Here is a 22123-nt window from a genome sequence, read left to right on the forward strand (position 1 = left end):
TCACCCGCCACCGATTTCAGATCGTTATGATTTTGCACTCCCAGACAACCGACAGAAAGTTTTCAGCCGCGCTGCCAAACATTCTCAGCCTGAAATTGTCCCGTAACCTGCTGATGCGGCTGATTGTGGGAGGCACGGCACTACTTGTGGGCGTGGGCGCATATATTAGCTATCAAACCGTGCGCCAAGCAACGCTGGAAAACTTGAAACAGGATGCACTATCCCGTGTGACCAGCAGGTCTCAGGATATCGATAGTTGGTTGGCATTGTTGAAAACACGCGTGGAAATGTTATCCCACGTTGAGGTGGTGCAATCGATGGACTGGGCGATCGCCAGTCCTTATCTAAAAGCTGAAGATCAACGAATTGGAGATTTTTCGTTCTTTGGCTTCACCACAGCAGCAGGAATTCGCCAAAGCACTGTTCCCAAGACCAAGCCGGCCGATGTGCGCGATCGCCGATGGTTTCAAAAGGCAATCACTGGGCAAATTTATGTCGATGATCCCATGATTGCTCGGATCACTCGTGTTCCTGGTGTGGCTATTGCCGCGCCTATTTTTAAAGATCAAATTTTTAAAGATCAAAACTCCAAACCGCAGCCCGTTGGGGTAATCCATGGAGTGGTCACAATCGATCGGATCAAGCAAGTCACCAATCAGTTGAAATATGGCGATCGCAGCTATGCCTTTGTGCTCAATTCCAAGGGCGAAGCGATCGTGCATCCCAACTCAGCATTCATGTCCACCCTCGAAAAGCCTGCGCCGAGCTTGGTAATTGCCCAAGACGCAGGATTGGCCCACATTGCCCAACAGATGGTCAATCGGCAACAGGACATTCAATTGGTCAAAATTGACGGACTTGAAAGCTATGTGGGTTTTCGACCGCTCACCGAAGCGCAATGGTCTGTGGCACTGGTGATTCCGCGCCAGAATATTGAATCTCAGCTTCAGCTACTGGATGGCATTGCGATCGTTGTTTTGCTGCTCGTGGGCACGCTGATTGGCGTTTTGGTCTATGTCCAATCCACGGAGCAAGCACAGCTCAAACAATCCAAGGCCGCAGCGGATTTTGCTAATCAGGCTAAGAGCGAATTTCTATCAAACATGAGCCATGAGTTACGCACACCCCTGAATGGCATTTTGGGCTATGCCCAAATTCTCAGCCGTTCCAAAACCTGGGGCAAAAAAGAACAGGATGGCATCCAAATTATTCATCAGTGTGGAACTCATCTGCTGACCTTAATTAATGACATTTTGGATCTTTCTAAAATTGAAGCTCGTAAACTTGATCTGGCAATCAATGAATTTCATTTGCCCTCATTTCTACAGGGCGTTTGCGAAATTTGTCGGATCCGTGCTGAGCAAAAAGGCATTGCTTTTACCTATCGAGCCGATTCAGATTTACCGATCGGGATTCGTGCTGATGAGAAGCGACTACGCCAAGTCTTGATTAACCTCCTCGGCAATGCGATCAAGTTTACTGATAAAGGACAAGTGATATTTCGCGTTCAAGCCCAAAAACTCGATGATCCGTCCCTATATTGTCTGCGATTTCAGGTTGAGGACACGGGCGTGGGAATGACACCAAAACAATTAGAAAAAATCTTTTTGCCATTTGAACAAGTGGGCAATAGCAAAAGGCAGTCAGAAGGCACTGGTTTAGGACTCGCTATCAGCCACAGAATTGTGTCCTTAATGGGTAGCCAAATTGAAGTGGCGAGCACGCTGGGCCAAGGCAGTACCTTTTGGTTTGATGTGCAGCTACCGGAGGCCAAAGAATGGGCAATCGCTTCTAGAACAATTGACCAAGGAACTATTGTGGGTTATGAAGGCAAGCAGCGCACCATCATTGTGGTAGATGATCGTTGGGAGAATCGCTCTGTGATTGTTAGCCTCCTAGAGCCACTTGGTTTCAAGCTTGTGGAAGCCCAAAATGGTCAAGATGGTTGGGAAACTGCACTGAATCATGCTCCCGACTTAATCATTACGGACTTGATGATGCATGTTATGGATGGCTATCAACTACTCAGACAAATTCGCACCTCTGAAACTTTGCGCAATGTTGTGGCGATCGCTTCGTCAGCCAGTGTCTTTGAAAGCAATCAGCAAGAGGCGATCGATGCGGGGGCTAACTTGTTTTTGCCCAAACCAGTCCAGGCTGAAGTGCTGCTCCAAATCTTGCAAGAGCAACTTAATTTGACTTGGGTTTATGAGCAATCCACCATCCCTGATACTGCCTCAACAACTGAACCCCTTCAAACCCAAGATGTCATTCCTCCCGCTTCAGAAATTGTGCAACGGTTGCACGATCTCCTGATGGACGGTGATACTCAAGAAATCTTATCCATGGTTGCTGAGCTGGCAGAGTCTAACCCGAGCATGGCACCTTTTTCTGAGCAGGTCACTCAATTGGCGGCTCGCTTCCAGCTTAAACAGCTACAAACATTGCTTGAACACTATTTAGCTCAATAGCTATTTTCGTCGTTGAGCTTGGTTCTCTCGATTGAATGATCCTCAACACTCCAAAAAGATTCAGCAAATTTTGGGAAATACTTGCATAGTCTCTCCCACTCACCGGACAACCAAATCAACTCCTGATGACCTATGTCAGCATCTGCGTCGAATGAATTTATTTTAGTTGTGGATGACAATCCAACTAACTTGGCGGTTTTATCGGAGGCGCTGAATAGTGCCGGGTTGCGTTTTCGCGTGGCGATCGATGGTGAAAGTGCGTTGGCGCAGGTCGATCGCAATCCTCCAGATCTTATTTTGCTAGATGTCCAAATGCCAGGTATTGACGGCTTTGAAACTTGCCGCCGCCTCAAAGCTAATCCACTTGCAAGGTCTATTCCAGTTATTTTTACAACTGCTTTTTCAGACACAGAAAACAAAGCTAAAGGCTTTGCCCTTGGAGCAGTGGACTACATTCCCAAGCCATTTGATCAAACAGAAGTTTTAGCTCGATTACAGGTTCACCTCAAACTCAAAAAACTAACGGAGTCCCTGGAACATCAAGTCCATGAACGCACAGCCGATCTACAAAAGATGCAAGTGCAACTGGTTCAGCAGGAAAAGCTATCCAGCTTAGGAGAGATGCTCGCAGGGATTGCGCACGAAATCAATAATCCCATCAACTTCATTGCTAGCAATGTAGATCCGCTGCGAGAGCACATCAACAACATGGCAGAAATCTTGCGATTCTATCAGCAAGAACATCCACAGCCTTCACCAGAATTAGCCGCCGTTTTGGAAGATTTGGAACCGGATTTTATTTTTGAAGATAGCCTCAAGATCATCAATTCCTTGACGCTGGGAGCTGATCGAATTCGCGGCATTTCCACATCGCTGCGTACTTTCTCTCGCTCTGACACCGAAACTAAAATTCCAGCAAACTTGCATGAAGGTCTGGATAGCACCCTGATGATTCTGCAACATCGCTTGAAAAGTAGTGATCATCGTCCTGAAATTTCGGTTCTCAAGTCCTATGGCGAATTGCCACTCGTACCTTGCTATCCAGGGCAAATCAATCAGGTGTTTATGAATTTGCTAGCCAATGCGATCGATGCCCTAGATGAGAGCGCATTGAAAGGCCAAACCCTCGATTCTGGGCTGCAAATTCAAATTACAACTCAGACTACCAATGATCAGCAAATCGCGGTTTGTATTGCTGACAATGGAATTGGCATGAATGAGTTAGTCAAGCAACGATTATTTGAGCCACTGTTTACAACCAAGCCCGTTGGCAAGGGCACAGGACTCGGCCTAGCGATCGCCCATCAGATTGTGTCTGAAAAGCATAGCGGTACTTTGGAAGTGCAGTCAGAACTAGGGCGAGGCACTCAATTTCTGATTCGTTTACCAATTAATCCAAAATAAATTGATTCAGAATCGCCGCAATTTGTCGGAATGATCGGCTATTTTGATCAAGCAATTCTGGGATTTAAGGCGTGCTAAGTTTATAGATGGCCGCTGGGCTAGCGGTTTCAGTCTGTGGAGCGACCGTAAGACCCGAAGAGAGCAAGTCTTGGAAGGTAGGTGCTATGAAGCAGAAACCCAAGTCGTGAGGCTTGGGAATCTCCGCCCGGTTGCGGTGGGGAGGATGTCAACAATACTTGCATCGTGATCCTGTGACAGAAGCAGCGCGATCGCCCGAAATGACCTTGCTATAATCACCCAATTGCCCGGACTCTGGGCAACTTAGCAATCGTGAAAGGGCGATCGACTCATGGCAGATTGGCAAGTGATTTCCGGCGGCGTAACGGCTCCTAAGGGATACAAGGCGGCGGGCATTACGGCGGGCTTGAAACCATCGGGTGCGCCAGATTTGGCCCTGATTTACTCTGAAGTGGAGGCGATCGCCGCCGGGATTTTCACCACCAGCCAAGTACGCGCCGCCTGCGTGGACTACTGCCGCGATCGCCTGCAAGCCAAGCCCAGCGCCCGCGCCATTTTGGTAAACGCCGGTCAAGCCAACGCCGCCACGGGAGCCGCTGGCGTGGCTGACGCGGAAGAATGCGCCCAACTGCTGGCTAAAGAACTGGATATTGATCCCAACACGGTCTTGCTGGCCTCCACGGGCGTGATCGGGCAGCGGATCAAGATGGAACCGATGCGGGCCGGAATTCCCCAGGTGGTGGCGGCCCTGTCCGACGAGGGGGGAGCCAGCGCCGAAAAATCGATTTTGACAACGGATTTGGTGGCCAAGTCGATCGCCCTGGAAACTACGATCGGCGATCGCCCCGTGCGGGTTGGCGGGATGTCGAAGGGATCGGGGATGATTCACCCGAACATGGCGACGATGTTGGCGTTCGTCACCTGTGATGCGGCCGTGTCGCCCCAGCTCTGGCAGGAAATGCTGTCGCGAGCGGGCGATCGCAGCTTCAACCAAATCACCGTCGATGGCGACACCAGCACCAACGATTCCCTGTTTGCCCTGGCCAACGGTCAGTCGCGCACCCCGGCAATCACCCAATGGGGCCCGGAAGCCGAAAAGCTAGAAGCCATGCTGACAGCGGTTTGCACTCACCTGGCCAAGGCGATCGCCCGCGATGGCGAAGGGGCCACCTGCTTGATTGAAGTGGCCGTCAGCGGCGCAGCTGACGAAGCCGCCGCCCGCGCCGTGGCCAAGACGATCGCCGGTTCCGCCCTCACCAAGTCCGCCATCTTCGGTCGCGATCCCAACTGGGGCCGGATTGCCGGGGCCGCCGGTCGCGCTGGCGTGAAGTTCGATCAAAACAACCTGCGGATTCAGCTCGGTGACATTGTGCTGATGGAAAACGGGCAACCGCTGGCGTTTGATCGAATGGCCGCCCACAACTACCTGAAAGCCGCCGCTGAGGGTGAGTATCTGAAAACCGACACGGTGGCGATCGGGGTCAGCATCGGCGACGGGCCCGGCTCCGCGAAGGCTTGGGGCTGTGATCTCAGCTATGACTACGTGAAGATCAACGCCGAATACACCACCTGATTCTGACCGTTGAATTCTGGGAGGCAAGGGGCTGAAGCCCCTTGTCTAGATTGATGATTTTTAAGACATTTCATCGAGGCCAGCGTAAAGATCCTTGATCGTGATCGTTAAACCAATACTGATTAATTCCACCCGATCGCCCGCTTGATAAATCTGGCTTTCCCAGCGATCGCCTGTGACCCGTCGCCGACATTCCACGGCGACTTTTTCTTGATCAATTAACACATATTCTTCTAGGGTTTCGATCGCTTGATAATCCTCAAACTTGGTAGTGCGATCGAATAATTCTGTAGAGGGTGATAGCACTTCTGCGATTAATTTGGGATAGCGTTTGACATAGCGATCAGTGCGATCGCGCGGGTCACAGGTGACAAATGCGTCGGGATAGTAGAAGAAGCGATCGGTGTAGTTAACCTTCACGTTTCCCGATCGCACCGCACAGCCAGACCCCCGTAAATGCCGTCGCATCAGCTCCAACAGGTTCAGGATCAGCTCATCGTGGCGATCGCTCCCGCCGGCCATGGCGTAGACCAGCCCTTCGCGATACTCAAAGCGCTGGTTATTGTTTTGCTCAATGACCCAATAATCAGCAACGCTAACCCCGCTGGGCACTGCAATCATTTTGCGACTGTCCTGGCGCTCTAGATTTTAGGATAGCAAATGGATAAGAGCCAGCGATCGCCCGAATAATTGATCCATGCAGACTGAACGCTTGGACTGAATCCCGAAGATGGGAGGTTGATTAACATTTGATTCATGCAACATTAACGATCGCCCTCTTCGTTAAAGCACCGGAACTAGGGCAAGTGAAATCGCGCCTCGCCAAAACGATCGGGGCGGATTTCGCGACGAAATTTTATCGATCGATCGGGCGGGACTGGTTCGATCGGCTCACGGAATTTGCCGACTCCCAGCAAGCCGATATCCGCGTGTTCTATGCGCCTGATTCAGGTCGATCGACCGTTCGCGATTGGTTGGGCTGCGACGATCGGCAACTGGTGGCCCAGGGCGATGGGGATTTGGGCGATCGAATGGCGCGGGCGTTCACGACTTGTTTCGAGCAAGGGAGCGATCGGGTCTTGCTGGTGGGTAGCGACAGCCCCGATTTACCCGATGCGATTTTGACCCAAGCGGCCGCAGCCTTAATCGAAACCGGCGCAACCCTTTGCCCCACGGAAGATGGCGGTTATTGTTTGGTGGGGTTTCGGCGCGATCGCTATTTACCCAGCATTTTTCAAAACATGGTTTGGAGTACCGAAACGGTTTTTGCGGAAACAATTGCCCGGTTCCAATCCGCTAATCAGCCCGTTACAATCCTGCCCCATTGGTACGACATTGACCACGCGCAAGATTTAGATCGATTTTGGCAATTGAATCGGCAGAATCCGGCTCTGAAGCGATCAGTTACAACGCTGGAAAAAATTCGACAGCCGATCGCAATTTCTGTGATTATGCCTGTTCTGAATGAAGGGGAACGGATTGAGAAAACATTGGATCACTTAGCGGAAATTTCGGGACAAATTCCCTACGAAGTGATTGTGGTGGATGGCGATCGGGCGGGGTCAACTTTACAGTATTTGCCAAGCGATCGCCCGGTGCGGGGGATTACGGCGGCGCGGGGACGGGGGCTGCAAATGAACGCGGGTGCGGCGATCACCCGAGGGGAAATCCTGTTATTTCTGCACGCCGATACGCAATTACCCACAACGGCATTTCAATCGATCATTCAATTACTTGATCCTGCCCCAAATCCTGGCAGCAAGGGGCTTAAGCCCCTTGTCCCCCACGACGGCGCAGGGGATCAACTGGTGGGTGGAGCGTTTGACTTATCGATCGCCTCGTCGCGGTGGATCTTGCGGATGATCGCCCGGATTGCTTCCGTGCGATCGCGCCTGACCCGGTTGCCCTATGGGGATCAGGCGATTTTTATCCGGCGATCGGCGTTTCTAGACTTGGGCGGCTACCCGGAAATTCCGATCATGGAAGACGTGGCCCTAATGCGATCGATTCAGCGGCAGGGCTGGCGGATTCGGATTTTGCCCGATCGGGTACTCACCTCGGCCCGGCGGTGGGAGCGTGAGGGCGTTTGGCGCTGCACGCTCCGCAACTGGACGATGTTGCTCGCCTATTTTGCCGGGGTCAGTCCGTGGACGTTGCTGGCTTGGTACTCGCCGGAAAGATCAAAGGCTTCGTGAACCGCCTTCAGGGCTTCCACGCCTTGGTCTTGTTCGACCACGCAACTGATCTTGATCGCCGAAGTGGTGATCATCAGCAGGTTGATCCCCTTGGCCGCCAAGGCGTTGAACATTTGGGCCGCCACACCAGGCCGGTTGATCATGCCCGTGCCCACGGCGCTGACCTTGGCCACCTGGGCATTCACCACCACTTCGCCCCAGCCGAATTCCTGGCCAGCGGCCAGCAGCACGGCGCGGGCGGCTTCTGCGTCCGTGGCGGCGGTGGTGAAGGCGATGTGGCGGGTGGGGGAGCCGTTGACCACGATCCGCCGCTGGGATTGGACGATCGTATCGACGCTGATGCTCTTTTCCGCCAGCAGTTCAAAGATCTTGGCGGCCATGCCGGGGCGATCGGGCACGTTGCGGACGGCGATTTGGCTTTGGTTGCGATCGAGCGCCACACCCCGCACGGGCGGCTCATCGAGGCTAGCAGGCTGGTCGATCGGCAGCACCTCCGGCAAGAGCTGGTCGGTGTCTAGCTCAAAGGCATGGCGCAGGGCCGCCACCGCCCGCTGACAGAGGGATTCCAGGTCGCGATCGGCCGCGTCGTCACCGGGCGCGATGATGCAACCCACCTGCACTTCCGAGGTGGAAATGGTTTCAATATTGATCCCCGCGTCGGCCAGGGTCTTGAACATTTGGGCCGCCACGCCGGGCCGGCCAATCATGCCCGCACCGTAGATGCTGACTTCGGCCACATGTCGATCGACCACCAATTCTGCTTCGGCTCCCTCCGTTTCCATTGGGCGAGTCGGTTCCGTGCGCAGGGTCGGTGCGATCGCCCCGGCCATGGCTTCCGCCCGATCGGCTTCCTGCTCCGTCACCGTGAAGGCGATGTCGTTGGTGTTGCCCTCGTGGATCGACTGAATAATCAAGTCCACATCCACCGCTTGCTTGGCCAGCTCGCCGAACAACTTGGCCGCGATCCCGGGGCGATCGGGTACACGCAGCAAGCCGATTTGCGCCTGATTGGTGTTGTAGCGAATCGCATCCACCGGCCGGGCAATTTCCAGGTTTTCCAAGGGGCGATCGCCCACCGGCTGCGACACCACCCGCGTCCCCGGATCGGTTGTCCAGCTCGATTTGACAATCAGCGGCACACCGTAATTGCGGGCAATTTCCACCGCGCGCGGATGCAACACCTTCGCGCCCAAGCTGGCCAGCTCCAGCATTTCATCGCAGGAAATTTCCGCCATGATTTGCGCGTCCGGCACGAGGCGGGGATCGGTGGTCAGCACCCCCGGCACATCCGTATAAATTTCGCAGGCATCGGCCCGCAGCGCCGCCGCCAGCGCCACCGCCGAGGTATCGGAGCCGCCACGCCCCAGGGTGGTAATTTCCAAATCATCGGCATTCGAGATCCCCTGGAAGCCCGCCGCCACCACCACTTTGCCCTCATCGAGGTGGCGACGCAGCCGATCGGGATCAATGCTCAAAATCCGCGCCCGCGTGTGGGACGCTTCCGTGACGATCCCAATTTGCGCGCCGGTCAGGGAAATTGCCGGTTGGCCCGCCGCCTGCAACGCCATGCTCAACAGGGCGATCGACACCTGCTCCCCGGTCGAAAGCAGCATATCCATTTCCCGGCGGCTGGGTTGGTCGCTAATTTCCCGTGCCAGGGCCACCAGCCCATCGGTGGTTTTGCCCATAGCCGAAACCACCACCACCACGGAGTTTCCCGCTTTTACGGTGTCGATCACCCGAGCCGCCACGGACTGAATCCGTTCGATCGAGCCAACCGATGTGCCGCCATATTTCTGAACGATCGTTGCCATTGGTCTTTGCCCCCACAACCGCTAAAGGTGCAAAAAACTTTACCGGAAACCGTCGCCGGCCGCCGCTGCCCCGTCTGCGATCGCGGCTACGGTTTGCCCAGGTTTCCGATTCTTTTTGGGTTCTGAACCGTCCCGATCGGGTTTGGGATCAACTCAACATGGATCGTTTAGCAATTGCCGCAGACAAGGGGCTTAAGCCCCTTGCCCCCACGACTATTGGTGCTTGGCTCGTACCCAAAAATACTTTTTAGATCGCCTCTAACCCAGCAATGGCACATCTTCGTACAAATCGTTGATCATGCCTTGCCAAGGGATACTGTGGAAAAAGATGCGATCGCCCGGGCCATACCACTCCAAAACCCACCGATTATTGTCATCGCGGCGAAAGCACTCCACTCGCATCTTATCTTGACTAATTAGCACATATTCTTTCAGGCTTTCTAGCGAACTATAGTTAAAGAATTTTTCGCCGCGATCGCGCAGCTCTGTACTCTCTGAAAGCACTTCAATAATTAATTTAGGAAAGCATTTGTAATAATCTGTGCCTTGGTCGCGCGAATCACAGGTAACAAGCAAATCGGGATAGTAAAAGCAATTATGGCGATCGACTCGCACTTTCATATCCCCCGTAAAAAGCTGACACCCTTGCTGGCGAACTGATTTGAGAAGCAGCGCCGTTAAGGTTGCCACGATCGTGCAATGGGCACTACTCGCACCTGCCATCACTACAATTTCACCATCAATATAGTCATGCTTTTGGGTAGATTTTGCCTCCTGTTGTAAATAGTCATCAGGGCTGAAGAAATATAAATCCTGTTGAGCAATCATGGACTCGTTAATCTCTCCTGATAAATTGCTTGCAGTGCGACATCGACCCTAACTTCAGTGTAGCAATGTGGTTGAGATGAACTGCTAGAACCAGTAATGGGGCGTAATTCCGATTTTGATCATGCACATTAATTGACGGTGCGCGGGAGAGGTGCAATCACAATCACTTTCCTAAAAACGTTCTCCCGCACACCCTAGTACAAGCGCTCAACTCAACGACAATAGCCGCCGCATCAAGCTCATCACCTCACCAGGATTTTGCGTCGGCTGCATGGGCGACCACTCATACAACTCCGCAAAGCCGCGCAGATACAACACGCGAATCGTGTTTTCCACGGCACGCGGTGACCCAATCACCATCACCTTCACCGTTTCGCGCCCGTCCGATCGCGCGGGCAAGGAATCGAGCTGCGATCGCCCCTCAGTCAAGGATTCCGGGGCGATCGGCGTTTCTACAAAACTCTGCATTGTCATGGCCACACCTTCTCAAATGGATTGGCTGCTGTGAATGATTCAGAGCAAGACAAACAAGACATCACCCTCGGCTCAGGCTTTCAGCCATGACCAGCCCGGAGGTTTTGTGCTTGATGTTGTCTTTTGAGTCAACGTTTGAATGTTATGTGCTGTCAGCTCAAAGGTCAACATTTACCGGATTAAGATTCTTTGACAGGATTGGGGGCATGGGAAGAGCAGGAAAAGCCCTCAAAGCCGTATTAGACCAGCACAAAATCAGCCAGAACCGGCTGGCGGTGCTGTTGCAGGTTGATCGGTCAGTGGTTTTTAAGTGGTTTCACGAGCAGCGCGACCCGACGGCTGAGACCGTTGTGGAGATCGTCACAGCCTTGAAAGGATTGAACCCCGAAGCTGCCCGCGACTTTGTGCAGTGCTACTTGGGCGAGCTTTTGGAATAGTCGATCGCCCTTGCCAGTTCCCCACTGGGTTTGCCAACCCTAATCGATATCACGGTCACATCATTCAGTATTTCGTAGGGCGTGCAGGGCAACGCTTACTTATTCCCAAGATCTCGTTTTTGCCTTACGCACCGCTGCAACCGGGATGGATCGACTGCATACCCTACAAACTGTTCTACGCAACCTGCACAGGCTTGGAATTATTGAGCATTGTCCTTTTTATAGAATTAATCAATGGTTTAGCAATAGCATCTGCTAGAGATTTAGCGATGTAATGGCCTAACTCTACGGGGACAGCATTTCCAATCTGTCGCATTGATTCTGTCCAGGAACCTGCAATTTCGTAGCGTTCAGGAAATGTCTGAACCCGTTTCGCCTCGAAAGTCGTGTAGTAACGAACTGTGCCATCTGGATAAAGAATCATATTTTCTCCGCCGGGAACACCATGATCACCTGCCTTCAGTGTTTTAGATGGCAGATCGAGATAGCTCCCCGTGTGCCCAGGATAAGCTCGTGCGCCAGTTCGCAAAATATGTTCAATATCAAAGCTGCCCTCAGCATCAGGTTTTGGTAAGTTTCCGATTTGATCTCGAACAGTTTTCCACGGCTTCAGAGATGGGGGAAATAGTGTTGGTTGCTGAATTAGGTGGTTTACTCGTTTTTGAGTTCTTTGATCTAAAAAATCAAGACTTGATGGTTGAATTTTGTGTCTTTCCCAGTAATCCAATTTAATAAATTGTGACCACAACAGAGAATCCAGAGAATGAGTTTTTTGAGGAAAAGTCCAGTCCAGATTTAAATCTTCTCGGATACCAATAATAAAAACTCGCTCTCGACGTTGAGGCACTCCATAATCGGCAGCATCGAGCAATCGAAAATGAACATTATATTGAGTACCAGCCGTTTCACCAGAGATATTAATTGTTTTTAGTCGTGACCAATGATCTGTCCAAGACTCTGAATCTTGAATCAAAACATCGGGGTAGGTCAGTCGCAAAAGAATATATTCAAAATAGTTATGAAAAGACTGTCTCAGCAGACCCTTAACATTTTCAAAGATAAAAACCTTGGGTCTACATAGTCGAATTGCCTTGCAAGCAATCGGGAACATATCTCGCCGGTCGGTGTGACCTCCATGCTTGCCTCCTATGGAAAAGGGTTGGCAAGGTGGGCCGCCTGAAATCAGGTCAACATGACCCACTTGATCAAAGCAAAAGGTGCTCACATCTACATTGTGAATAAGTTTACTATCGTAGTTTTTTGCGAGCGTTTGACAAGCATCATGATTGATTTCAATCAGTGCCTTGTGCTGGAATCCAGCTAGCTCTATTCCTTTTGCCAGTCCGCCTGCGCCCGCAAATAACTCTAGGCAAGATAACTTAGTCATTGTCTGTACCAGTTAATTGAGACATAAAGCTTGTAATTTTTTGAAATAATACCTTCTGATCGGCAGGTGTGCCTTGACACTTTTCAGCCCAGGGCCGGCCTGGATGACAAACATCCCAGTCAGACTTGGCTTGCTGATATCTTCCTTTTCCAGGGTCATGATTGCCAAAACCATCAATTAGGGTATTCCAAATAGGCTGATACTGTCTAATTAAAGCAGCTTCTACTGTGCTAATTAAATCACTTTCTCTGCCTTCTAGAATCATGAAGCGACAGAAGAAATCAGGTAGATTTAGATCTGCACTTTGCTGGATACTTCGGCTATGCTCTCGAAGGCGGTTATTTAATTCATAGCCATTGCTGTCGATGTTTTGTGATTTTCGTGCTTGTCGCCAACCTTTAGGAACAGCTTTGCCTACATAAATTGGTAGATGAAAAGCAGTTCGATTGATTTGGTAAAAATTGGAATAGATTCCTGTTTTAGAAATGCAATAAATTGCGTATACTCCTGTGCCTTGAAAGCGATCTGAAATAGAAATTTTATGCACAGGAGTTCCATTAAGAAATCGAATTGTATCCTTGATGATTTCTTCAAAGCTAGGAGATATATAAATATGCTCGAAACGATCAAATTTTCTCATTTGGGCTATTCTTTTAGCTCATTTTTCAATGTATCTGTCTGACTTATTTTAAATCCGAAGTAGCTCATCAGTGTCATGATCTAGATTAACCCATCCAACAATAACAGCAGACACGATCACCTCTAATCGCCCTTGCCAGTTCCCCGCTGAATTTGCCATCCTTAGCCGATATCACGGTCACATCATTCAGTATTTCGTAGGGTATGTAGGGCAACGCTTACTTATTCCCAAAATCTCGTTTTTGCCCTACGCACCGCTGCAACTACTAGCTAGTCAATTGGCTTGAGCACATGAGTCTTGACAATGTACTCAAACCGATCCACATTGACGCGAACTTGATTGTGAGTCTCTATCATATTCACTCCATCCCTTTTATGCGATAGCTCATTACGAAGTCTAGTAAATATTGTTTCATGATGTTTTCTTACAGGACTAGGAAACTCTGCAACTGTCGGATCAATATCCATAACAGCTTTATCAACCTCTATTTGATTATCATTGCAGTGATAGAGCATTAAGGTATAAAGGGAAATAAATCTACCGATAGGTTCCTCAACGGTTGCTGCATCAAAAAACACCCTCAATTTCGAAATTTCATAATTCTTTTTCATATTCTTTTTTATTTGATTCACGTGCGATTGACCTACTTCAACAGTTGGCTGCGCGAAGCATTTTGCTCTGTTAGAACTAAATACTTGCTCGATATCAATGAAAGAATTATCTTGCTCATTCTGCATGTAGCCCTTGCAAGTAAATTCAAAAATTTTAATATTAGCCGCTAGCGAGAAAGCATATACAAAAGACTGAGCCTCAGAGCTTGCCTCATGGATTATGCTTCTCAGCTCGTCACCAACAGGATTAACGACATTCTTTTCAACGATAATTTTGTGCCGGCAACTATTCAGGTCATCTAAGATAAGCCTGATATTTTTATACAAAGGGCTTGTATCAGCAAAGGAAATCTCTGGAAATTCCATTCCATCAATTCGTATTCCGAAGATAATCCTAATACGATTCATTTTTAACCAGCGTTATTGAATAGTTGCTACTACAGCATCATTAATTGATGAATGGTGGGTGGTAGAAAATGCCAGAGCGATCATTTTTCTGGAGAACGTTCTCCTAGACACCCTACGCACTGCATAAACACGATTCAACTTTCATCCTCATCACAAGCATCATTATCTTCATCACAGCACAAAAATTCTTCCACCCTATCCAAGAAGCTATTTACACGAGAATATTGTGACTTCTGAGAATATATTACAATTGCAAATACACATTTCTCTGATGCATTGAGGACAAAGATATATGTTTTCTTTCCATTTTGAGTCAGTTTATTAGCCCTTGAGCCAATAACACCTCCAGAGATTAGAGGCCCTACGACTGGAATGAAGAGAGAAAGACCACCTATTAACGCATCCGAACCAATTCCTGACCAATCAATATCTGAAACATCTTCTTCGTATAACTTGAGTTCTCCACTTCTATCTCCGAAAATAATCCAAGTTGATGCCTTGTGACACAGATCAGTTTGAATATCTTGAAAGCTGATATTGATATTTTCATAGAAAATTCTGTCCTCTTTCTCTGATTTTAGGAACTTGATGGTTTCATCAATTAGTTGCATTCTATATTTCTCCTAATGTTTTGTTGTCAGCTTTCCAGAGCAAAAGCCATAAGGGACAGCATGGAATAGTTTTACTCCTGGTCGCGAGATAGCAACTGTTTTTTGAGAAGAACCATAGCTGACTTAATTATATTATATTTACAAGACAAATTTTAGATATTTATATTATTTCTAGATTTAGTTAGCTTGAAAAACTTTTCTGGCAGATACGACTCGTATAAGCAAAACTCACAGCATGGGCACTGTGCCAGCACCACAGCAAGCCCAATCCCCCTTGACGGCCCGAATCGATATGATGAATCGAGATTAGGCGCGTGGGCTGAGGCAAAGCATGGATCGGCGGTGGTGGTTTTGGATCGATCGCGGCGGGACGTTTACCGACATTGTGGCGCGGCGGCCCGATGGGCGGCTGGTGGTGCATAAGCTGCTGTCGGAAAACCCCGATCGCTATGCCGATGCACCTGTTCAGGGGATTCGCGACCTGATGGGATTAGCCGCCGCCGAGCCGATCGACCTGGCGCAAATTGGGGCGATCGAGATGGGAACCACCGTCGCCACCAACGCCTTGCTGGAGCGCAAAGGAGATCGCACCGTGCTGGTGATCACCGAAGGGTTTGGCGATGCCCTCCAGATTGGCTACCAAAACCGACCGGATATTTTTGCGCTGCACATTCGCAAACCCGCGCCGCTCTATGAACGGGCGATCGAGGTGCGGGAACGGCTGAGCGCCCAAGGCGAAGTGGTGCGGCCCTTCGATGCGGCGGCCCAGGCGGCCTTGCTGGCCCAACTGAAAGCGGCGCGGGCCGAGGGTTGCACCAGTTGCGCGATCGCCCTGATCCACGGCTATCGCTATCCCCAGCATGAGCAAATCGCGGCGGCCTTGGCGGCGGTGGCAGGCTTTGAGCAAATTTCCGTTTCCCATCAAGTGAGTCCGCTGATTAAGCTGGTCAGCCGGGCCGAAACCACCGTGGTTGATGCTTACTTGTCGCCCGTGTTGCGGCGTTATGTGAACCAGGTGCGATCGACCCTGGCGGGGTCGGATGGTGAGGCGCTGGCGGGCAAGCTGTTTTTTATGCAGTCCAACGGCGGGCTAACCGATGCCGATCGCTTCCGGGGCAAGGATGCGGTGCTGTCGGGGCCGGCGGGCGGCATTGTCGGGGCAGTGCAAACCTGCGTGGCGGCGGGCTTTGAGCAAATCGTCACCTTTGATATGGGCGGCACTTCGACGGATGTGGCCCACTACGCGGGCGAGTATGAGCGGCAGTTTGAAACAGAGGTGGCGGGGGTGCGGCTGCGGGCCCCGATGATGGCGATTCATACGGTGGCGGCGGGCGGCGGCTCGATTTTGCACTTCGATGGCCAGCGCTACCGGGTGGGGCCCGACTCGGCGGGGGCGAATCCCGGCCCAGCAGCCTACGGGCGCGGCGGCCCCCTGACCGTCACCGATTGCAATGTGCAGCTTGGGAAGTTGCACCCGGACTTGTTCCCGGCGGTGTTTGGCCCCGAGGGCGATCGCCCCTTGGACAAGGCGATCGTCGCGGAACGGTTCGCACAGATCACCGCTGAGATTGCCCGATCGACCGGCGATGGCCGCAGCCCGGAAGCGGTGGCGGCCGGGTTCCTGGCGATCGCGATCGAGAAAATGGCGGCGGCGATCAAGCAAATTTCCGTCCAGCGCGGCTACGATTTGGCGCACTACACCCTCTGTTGCTTCGGCGGGGCGGGCGGGCAGCACGCTTGCCTGTTGGCGGAAGCCCTGGGGATGACGCGGATTTTTATCCACCCCTACGCCGGGGTGCTGTCGGCCTATGGAATTGGGCTGGCGGATGTGCGGCAAATCGGCGAACGGGCGATCGAGCGGGTCTTGGAACCGGAGGCGATCGCCGAACTGGAGCCGATCTTTGGGGACTTGCAAACCGAACTGGAGCCACAATTGCCGGGGTTCCAAGAAGCGATCCGCACGGCTCGGCTGCGTTACGGCGGCACGGATTCGCCCTTGGTGGTGAGCTGGCCGGCGGCCACGGAACCCGACCCGGCGGGCTGGTTGCGCGATCGCTTTGAGGCCATCCACCGTCAGCGCTACGGGTTCGCCCTACCCGATAAGCCGGTGGTAATTGAGGCGATCGCCCTGGAGTTGGTGCGCCACAAGGATCTGCCGCCGGAACCGGTGCTGGTGGCCGAGCGATCGACCCCGCCGGAACCGATCACCACGATTCAGATCTACACGGCCAATCGCTGGTGGGATGCGCCGGTCTTTGGGCGATCGGATCTGCAACCGGGCGATCGAATCGTCGGGCCAGCGGTGATCGTGGAACCAACGGGCACAAATGTGATTGAACCGGGCTGGGCGGCCACCTTGGGCGATCGAGGCGGCCTGGTACTGGAAACCCTCGCCCCAACCCCCAATCCTGAAGACAAGGGGCTTAAGCCCCTTGCCCGCCCCACCGACGATCGAATCCAGCAGCCCGACCCGGTGCGCTTGGAGATTTTCAACAACCGGTTCAGCGCGATCGCCGAGCAGATGGGCGCAACCCTGCAAAACACCAGCTATTCCGTGAATATCAAGGAACGGCTGGACTTTTCCTGCGCCCTGTTCGATCGCGCCGGGCAACTAATCGCCAACGCGCCGCACATTCCCGTCCACCTCGGCTCCATGGGCGAAACGGTCACGGCCCTGATGGCGGCGCGGGAGCTACGGCCCGGCGATGTGTTTGCCAGCAACAACCCCTACAACGGCGGCACGCACCTGCCCGATATCACGGTGATTACGCCGGTCTGGTTGCGATCGCCCGCTGGAGTCCTGGGCGATCGCCCCGATTTCTTCGTGGCCTCTCGCGGCCACCATGCGGACTTGGGCGGCCTGACCCCCGGATCGATGCCGCCCCACAGCCACTCGATCGCCGAAGAAGGCATTCTGTTTGACTTCCTGCCGATCGTCCGGGCCGGGGAATTCCTGGAAACCGACGTTCTGGCGCAACTGGCGGACAACCCGTACCCCGCCCGCAACCCGGTGCAAAACCTGGCGGACTTGCAGGCGCAAATCGCCGCCAACGAGCGCGGTTGCCAGGAATTGCAGCGCCTCGCCGACACCTACGGAGCCGCCACGATCCAGGCCTACGCCGGGTTTGTGCAGGACAACGCCGCCGCTTCGGTGGAACGGGCGATCGTCCAATTGCAGGACGGCCAAGCAACGATCGCCCTCGACTGTGGGGCGCAAATTACGGTGCAAGTGCGGATCGATCGGGCGCGTCGGCGGGCGGCGATCGACTTCAGCGGCACCTCGCTCCAACAGCCGAACAACTTCAACGCCCCGATCGCGATCACCAAAGCCGCCGTGCTCTACGTATTCCGCACCCTCGTGGCCGACGAAATCCCCCTGAATGCCGGTTGTTTGCGCCCGATCGAGCTGACCGTGCCGCCCGCCAGCCTGCTCGATCCCCGATCGCCCGCTGCCGTCGTGGCCGGCAACGTGGAAACCTCCCAAGCCGTCGTCGATGCGCTCTACCAAGCCCTCGGCGTGCTGGCCAACGCCCAAGGCACCATGAACAACTTCACCTTTGGCAGCGATCGGCACCAATATTACGAAACGATCTGCGGCGGCGCGGGGGCGGGCGCAACCTTCCCCGGAGCCGACGCGGTGCAAACGCACATGACCAACTCCCGGCTCACCGACCCCGAGGTGCTGGAATGGCGCTATCCGGTGCGGCTGGAGTCCTTCCAAATTCGCCCCGACAGCGGCGGCGCGGGCCAACAGCGGGGCGGCAACGGCGTGATCCGCAAACTGCGCTTTTTGGAACCGATGACGGCGGCGATCGTTTCGGGGCGGCGATCGACCCAACCGGCGGGCCTGGCCGGCGGCGCACCGGGCGCACCGGGTCGCGCCTGGGTGGAACGGCTGAACGGGGCGATCGACCCCCTCGGGGCTACTGATCAGGTACAGGTACAGGCAGGTGAGGCGATCGCGATCGAAACCCCCGGCGGTGGCGGCTACGGTCTGCCAAAACCATAAACTAGTGGGTAGCCAGCGTCAGTTTGGACATGAGCTATGGACATCACAAAGCCGACTGCTGATGTTTTTGATCGCCTAGCGATTCATCCCGATCGCCTAGCTGAATTTTGTCAAAAATGGCAGGCGATTGAGTTAGCGGTTTTCGGCTCAGTCTTGACCGATCGTTTCCGTGCCGATAGTGATTTGGATTTCTTAGTCACCTTTGCTCCTCAATCCAAAATCAGTCTGCTGGGATTGGTGCAAATGGAAGAAGAGCTATCTGAATTATTGGGGCGATCGGTGGATTTACTCACACGGCAATCAGTCCAGGAAGATGCTAACTGGCTACGCCGCACTGAAATTCTGAAAACCGCTCGTACTATTTATGAACCGTGATTTAACGTATCTGCTAGATATTGATCATGCCTGCCAAACGGTTTTAGATTTTATTGATGGCATAGATCGAGAGACTTTCAAGGCAGATCATTGGACGCATTTAGCAGTTTTGTATGAAATCACAGTCATTGGCGAAGTTGCCAAGCGTCTTTCTACTGATTTTCGTCAAAACCACCCATCAATTCCTTGGCGCGCGATCGCGGGAATGTGAGATAAACTGATTCATGAATATAACAAGGTTGACTTAAATTTAGCCTGGGAAGTCACCCAGTCAGATATTCCAAATCTCATGGAATTTTCACTCAAAATGATATCTGCCGAGGCATCTGAGTTTGATGCTAAGTGCTGATCCCCTTCCCAGCCAATATAGGTTAGTTGGTAGTGATGCCGTTCTGAGTCGCAAATAATCACCGTCTCTACGTCATCCGACTGACAGTAAGGATGGGCTTCTTCCATCAGCAGATCTTGAATGATTTGATGGTATTTCTGTAGCTTATCCATTGCTCAATCACCTCTTGCAGCGGGCAATCAATAATCTGAATTAGCGGAACTTGACTCTAAAGCATCCGGTAGGCGAGCTTCAGGAAATTGCCTTAGGCCCCAGCGAGCGATCGAGCGCAGCACAGGGCGCAGACTTTCGCCCGCCTCCGTGAGTTGGTAATTCATGCGGCGAGTGTGATTGCTGTAGGGCTGTTTGGTAATTAGCCCCAGGGCTTCCAGGGACTTCAGGCGGCTGGCCAAAATATTGGTGGAAATTCCCTCAGGCGATTCCAAAAATTCCTCAAAGCGCTGCTTACCAAAAAACAGCATGTCCCGAATGACCAGCAGCGTCCACCGATCGCCCAGGAGATCCAGCGTACAGGCGATCGGGCAGTGAGATCGGTGGTCAACCGCCATAGCACAAGGCTCCAAAATTCATTCCCGTTCAGGGATTTACAACTTTTTCAATTCTCCCTTGCATTTTACAAGTAACCCTGTTAGTTTGATTTTGACTTGCAACTTGCAATTTAAAAGTTAAGCGCCATGTACCACGCTTCATCCAGCACCCAACCCACAGCCCAGACCGGCCCAGACTTTGCCGTGACCCACGCGGGGCCGCTTGCCAACCTCGAACAGTTCACCTTCACCCTCAACCTGGGCGATCGATCGCTGCCAGCGCCTGGAAAACTGTTCTTGAAAGATTTATTAGGGTTAACCGGGGCAGAAATTTCTGTTAATAGCCTTCCGCCCAAAGAGTCGCTGCTTTTCTATCACAAGCATCAGCAAAATGAAGAGATTTATCTCTTTTTGGCGGGGGAAGGGGAATTTCAAGTCAATAACTGGGTTTTTCCAGTTCAAGAAGGCAGCTTTGTGCGGGTTAGTCCCGATGGTGAACGCTGCTTGCGTAATCGATCGCCCGTCGATCGCCTAGTTTGGATCGTGGTGCAGGTGCTTGCTCAATCCTATTCCTCGGGGAGCACCACGGAGGATGGAATCATGGTTCCCAAACGGGTGAGTTGGATGGGCAAACAGGTGCTTAGCCCTGGTAAAGTTCCAACGCCTCAGCAAGGGTTAGATCCTGCGCAAGGTGACCATGGAACTTAGCAAAATTCAGCTACCCAGCATTAAAAAGGGCAATCTATTTCCAAGGATCGCCCGATCGCCAGCACAATCACAGAACAGGAATCTTGTTGGACGATCGATCCATTAGCAAGGGACAACAATCAAGCTCAATCCCCTAGCGTTGCTCCACCATCCAACAAGTTTTCATCTCAAATTCAATGGACTTGCACGCGAACCAATACACTACTTACCGGCACAGTAGGTATTCACTTCCTTGACCAGTGCGCTTTCGTCCTTCGCCGCCGTTTCTCCCATCTTGCTGGCCCCGGTCACATCTTCCTGTAGTTGCTTCAGCCGCTTCAAGCTTTCAGGACTCGGCTTTTTCGTCTTTTCCATTTCCTCCAGTGCGCCGCCCACCTTGCTGGAAGCGGTGCTCAAGTCTGAATAGATTTTGACAAACCGTCCCTGAAAACCCTTCAGGGTCTCATCGGCCACTTCCACAGCCCCAATTTCTGTTGATAAGCCACTCAGATCCGTGGACAGTTTCTTCATCGCTGGGGCATCCATCCCCTTAATGCTGGAGCTGATCTGCTGACCTTTGTTCACAACGGCAATCAGCTTGTTGCATTGGGCAACTTTGCTTTCGCCGCAACCCACCAAAGCTAAGGACAGCACCGCAGAAGCGGCCACTAATCGCCCAGCAGAGAGGGATTGACCAAGGCGATGAATCAGGGTGAAAGACATGGATAAAATACTCCTCAGATGGAAATCATTTTGAATGATCTAAAAAATCAGCCAATTGCGCTAGCCACAGAACCCAAAGCTTATCAAAATTTTCAAAATTTAGCACAGTTGACAAGCACGATTTTGATTATTCACAATCAATCATCACAAGAAATTTAATGATGATTGATGCTTCAATTCAGTCAAGTCTTGATCGCAAGAACTCGTTTCCTGAGGTTGATGAATTTTGAAGAATTTGGATCTAATCAGAGTTTTGTCTTAGAGGATGTCTGAGAAGCGCTTGCAAAGGCGCTGGTGTCTGTAGGAGCAAGGGGCTTAAGCCCCTTGTCTTCGTCGATTAGTGCAACCCACAAGGTAGCCATTTCGGCTTTTCAGACATCCTCTTAGATTGCGCAACCCTTGGCAAAATATGAATTGGTTGTTCACGAAAACCAGCAATTCATCACTCAAGAACCATGGCTAACCGCTAAAGGAATTGGTCTTTTTTATTTTTATTACCTATACGGACGCGCTCAACCGCTTGCAGAGTCTTTGAATGAATGGAATGTGGTTTCAGCAGTGATCCTGATGTGCTGATAGCCT

The 22123-nt window shown here is 52.1% G+C and carries 20 protein-coding genes and 1 pseudogene; 10 read left to right on the forward strand and 11 right to left on the reverse strand.

From position 1 onward, the window contains the following. The first annotated feature begins 95 nt into the window (after nt 1-95). The 3 genes from AC2IAX_RS02190 to argJ all read left to right on the forward strand — a co-directional run bounded on the left by AC2IAX_RS02190 (nt 96) and on the right by argJ (nt 5466). The gene (locus tag AC2IAX_RS02190) at nt 96-2471 is read left to right on the forward strand and encodes a hybrid sensor histidine kinase/response regulator (RefSeq protein WP_494389133.1); all 2376 of its coding nucleotides are present in this window, start codon (nt 96-98) and stop codon (nt 2469-2471) included. A 132-nt stretch (nt 2472-2603) separates the two neighbouring features. Continuing rightward, nucleotides 2604-3875 carry a sensor histidine kinase gene (locus AC2IAX_RS02195; protein ID WP_494389134.1) on the forward strand — a complete coding sequence of 424 codons (1272 nt, stop codon included), beginning with the start codon at nt 2604-2606 and terminating at the stop codon, nt 3873-3875. Between the two features lie 349 nt (nt 3876-4224). Beyond that, entirely contained in the window at nt 4225-5466 is a 1242-nt protein-coding gene (gene argJ / locus AC2IAX_RS02200) for a bifunctional ornithine acetyltransferase/N-acetylglutamate synthase (protein ID WP_494389135.1), read from the forward strand. Between the two features lie 60 nt (nt 5467-5526). On the opposite strand, the gene AC2IAX_RS02205 is transcribed toward argJ, so the two are convergent. After that, the gene (locus tag AC2IAX_RS02205) at nt 5527-6087 is read right to left on the reverse strand and encodes a Uma2 family endonuclease (RefSeq protein ID WP_494389136.1); all 561 of its coding nucleotides are present in this window, start codon (nt 6085-6087) and stop codon (nt 5527-5529) included. A gap of 128 nt (nt 6088-6215) precedes the next feature. On the opposite strand from AC2IAX_RS02205, the gene AC2IAX_RS02210 reads away from it, so the two are divergent. Continuing rightward, nucleotides 6216-7661, forward strand: coding sequence for a TIGR04282 family arsenosugar biosynthesis glycosyltransferase (locus AC2IAX_RS02210; RefSeq protein ID WP_494389137.1), 1446 nt, complete (start codon nt 6216-6218; stop codon nt 7659-7661). Here AC2IAX_RS02210 and AC2IAX_RS02215 read toward each other — a convergent pair. The 3 genes from AC2IAX_RS02215 to AC2IAX_RS02225 form a co-directional block, all read right to left on the reverse strand. Continuing rightward, nucleotides 7592-9475, reverse strand: a complete 1884-nt coding sequence (locus AC2IAX_RS02215) for an aspartate kinase (RefSeq protein ID WP_494389138.1) — start codon at nt 9473-9475, stop codon at nt 7592-7594. The two genes, AC2IAX_RS02210 and AC2IAX_RS02215, sit on opposite strands and share 70 nt — an antisense overlap. A gap of 258 nt (nt 9476-9733) precedes the next feature. After that, nucleotides 9734-10303 (reverse strand): Uma2 family endonuclease, encoded by a 570-nt coding sequence (locus tag AC2IAX_RS02220; RefSeq protein WP_494389139.1) that lies wholly within the window; start codon nt 10301-10303, stop codon nt 9734-9736. A 207-nt stretch (nt 10304-10510) separates the two neighbouring features. Continuing rightward, complete coding sequence (locus AC2IAX_RS02225; RefSeq protein WP_494389140.1) at nt 10511-10777, reverse strand: hypothetical protein; 267 nt, start codon at nt 10775-10777, stop codon at nt 10511-10513. A gap of 86 nt (nt 10778-10863) precedes the next feature. Between AC2IAX_RS02225 and AC2IAX_RS02230 the strand changes: the two genes are divergently transcribed. Further along, nucleotides 10864-11214 carry a helix-turn-helix domain-containing protein gene (locus AC2IAX_RS02230; protein ID WP_494389141.1) on the forward strand — a complete coding sequence of 117 codons (351 nt, stop codon included), beginning with the start codon at nt 10864-10866 and terminating at the stop codon, nt 11212-11214. A 175-nt stretch (nt 11215-11389) separates the two neighbouring features. On the opposite strand, the gene AC2IAX_RS02235 is transcribed toward AC2IAX_RS02230, so the two are convergent. The 4 genes from AC2IAX_RS02235 to AC2IAX_RS02250 form a co-directional block, all read right to left on the reverse strand. After that, entirely contained in the window at nt 11390-12601 is a 1212-nt protein-coding gene (locus AC2IAX_RS02235) for a DNA cytosine methyltransferase (RefSeq protein WP_494389142.1), read from the reverse strand. Next, a complete protein-coding gene (locus AC2IAX_RS02240; RefSeq protein ID WP_494389143.1) occupies nt 12594-13241 on the reverse strand; it encodes an Eco29kI family restriction endonuclease in 648 nt (215 codons plus the stop codon). The genes AC2IAX_RS02235 and AC2IAX_RS02240 overlap by 8 nt, the downstream gene beginning before the upstream one ends. Before the next feature lie 269 nt (nt 13242-13510). Then, on the reverse strand, nt 13511-14218 hold the full coding sequence (locus AC2IAX_RS02245) for a hypothetical protein (RefSeq protein WP_494389144.1): 708 nt from the start codon (nt 14216-14218) through the stop codon (nt 13511-13513). 176 nt (nt 14219-14394) lie between these two features. Next, the gene (locus AC2IAX_RS02250) at nt 14395-14871 is read right to left on the reverse strand and encodes a hypothetical protein (RefSeq protein WP_494389145.1); all 477 of its coding nucleotides are present in this window, start codon (nt 14869-14871) and stop codon (nt 14395-14397) included. Nucleotides 14872-15202: 331 nt separating this feature from the next. Here AC2IAX_RS02250 and AC2IAX_RS02255 point away from each other — a divergent pair, with 331 nt between their 5' ends. The 3 genes and pseudogenes from AC2IAX_RS02255 to AC2IAX_RS02265 form a co-directional block, all read left to right on the forward strand. Continuing rightward, entirely contained in the window at nt 15203-18880 is a 3678-nt protein-coding gene (locus AC2IAX_RS02255; RefSeq protein ID WP_494389146.1) for a hydantoinase B/oxoprolinase family protein, read from the forward strand. Between the two features lie 36 nt (nt 18881-18916). Next, the gene (locus AC2IAX_RS02260; protein WP_494389147.1) at nt 18917-19255 is read left to right on the forward strand and encodes a nucleotidyltransferase family protein; all 339 of its coding nucleotides are present in this window, start codon (nt 18917-18919) and stop codon (nt 19253-19255) included. Then, nucleotides 19245-19502 (forward strand): annotated as a pseudogene (locus AC2IAX_RS02265) (HepT-like ribonuclease domain-containing protein); the annotation flags it as partial. The gene AC2IAX_RS02260 and the pseudogene AC2IAX_RS02265, both read left to right, overlap by 11 nt. Here the strand turns inward: AC2IAX_RS02265 and AC2IAX_RS02270 are convergent. After that, the gene (locus tag AC2IAX_RS02270) at nt 19478-19756 is read right to left on the reverse strand and encodes an element excision factor XisI family protein (RefSeq protein WP_494389148.1); all 279 of its coding nucleotides are present in this window, start codon (nt 19754-19756) and stop codon (nt 19478-19480) included. The pseudogene AC2IAX_RS02265 and the gene AC2IAX_RS02270 overlap by 25 nt on opposite strands. Nucleotides 19757-19783: 27 nt before the next feature. Then, on the reverse strand, nt 19784-20152 hold the full coding sequence (locus AC2IAX_RS02275) for a winged helix-turn-helix transcriptional regulator (RefSeq protein WP_494389149.1): 369 nt from the start codon (nt 20150-20152) through the stop codon (nt 19784-19786). 126 nt (nt 20153-20278) lie between these two features. On the opposite strand from AC2IAX_RS02275, the gene AC2IAX_RS02280 reads away from it, so the two are divergent. After that, the gene (locus AC2IAX_RS02280) at nt 20279-20839 is read left to right on the forward strand and encodes a cupin domain-containing protein (protein ID WP_494389150.1); all 561 of its coding nucleotides are present in this window, start codon (nt 20279-20281) and stop codon (nt 20837-20839) included. 201 nt (nt 20840-21040) lie between these two features. On the opposite strand, the gene AC2IAX_RS02285 is transcribed toward AC2IAX_RS02280, so the two are convergent. Then, on the reverse strand, nt 21041-21541 hold the full coding sequence (locus tag AC2IAX_RS02285; protein WP_190356302.1) for a hypothetical protein: 501 nt from the start codon (nt 21539-21541) through the stop codon (nt 21041-21043). 399 nt (nt 21542-21940) lie between these two features. On the opposite strand from AC2IAX_RS02285, the gene AC2IAX_RS02290 reads away from it, so the two are divergent. After that, complete coding sequence (locus AC2IAX_RS02290; RefSeq protein WP_494389151.1) at nt 21941-22117, forward strand: hypothetical protein; 177 nt, start codon at nt 21941-21943, stop codon at nt 22115-22117. Nucleotides 22118-22123 lie beyond the last annotated feature (6 nt).

The organism is Limnothrix sp. HT2024 (assembly GCF_059138625.1).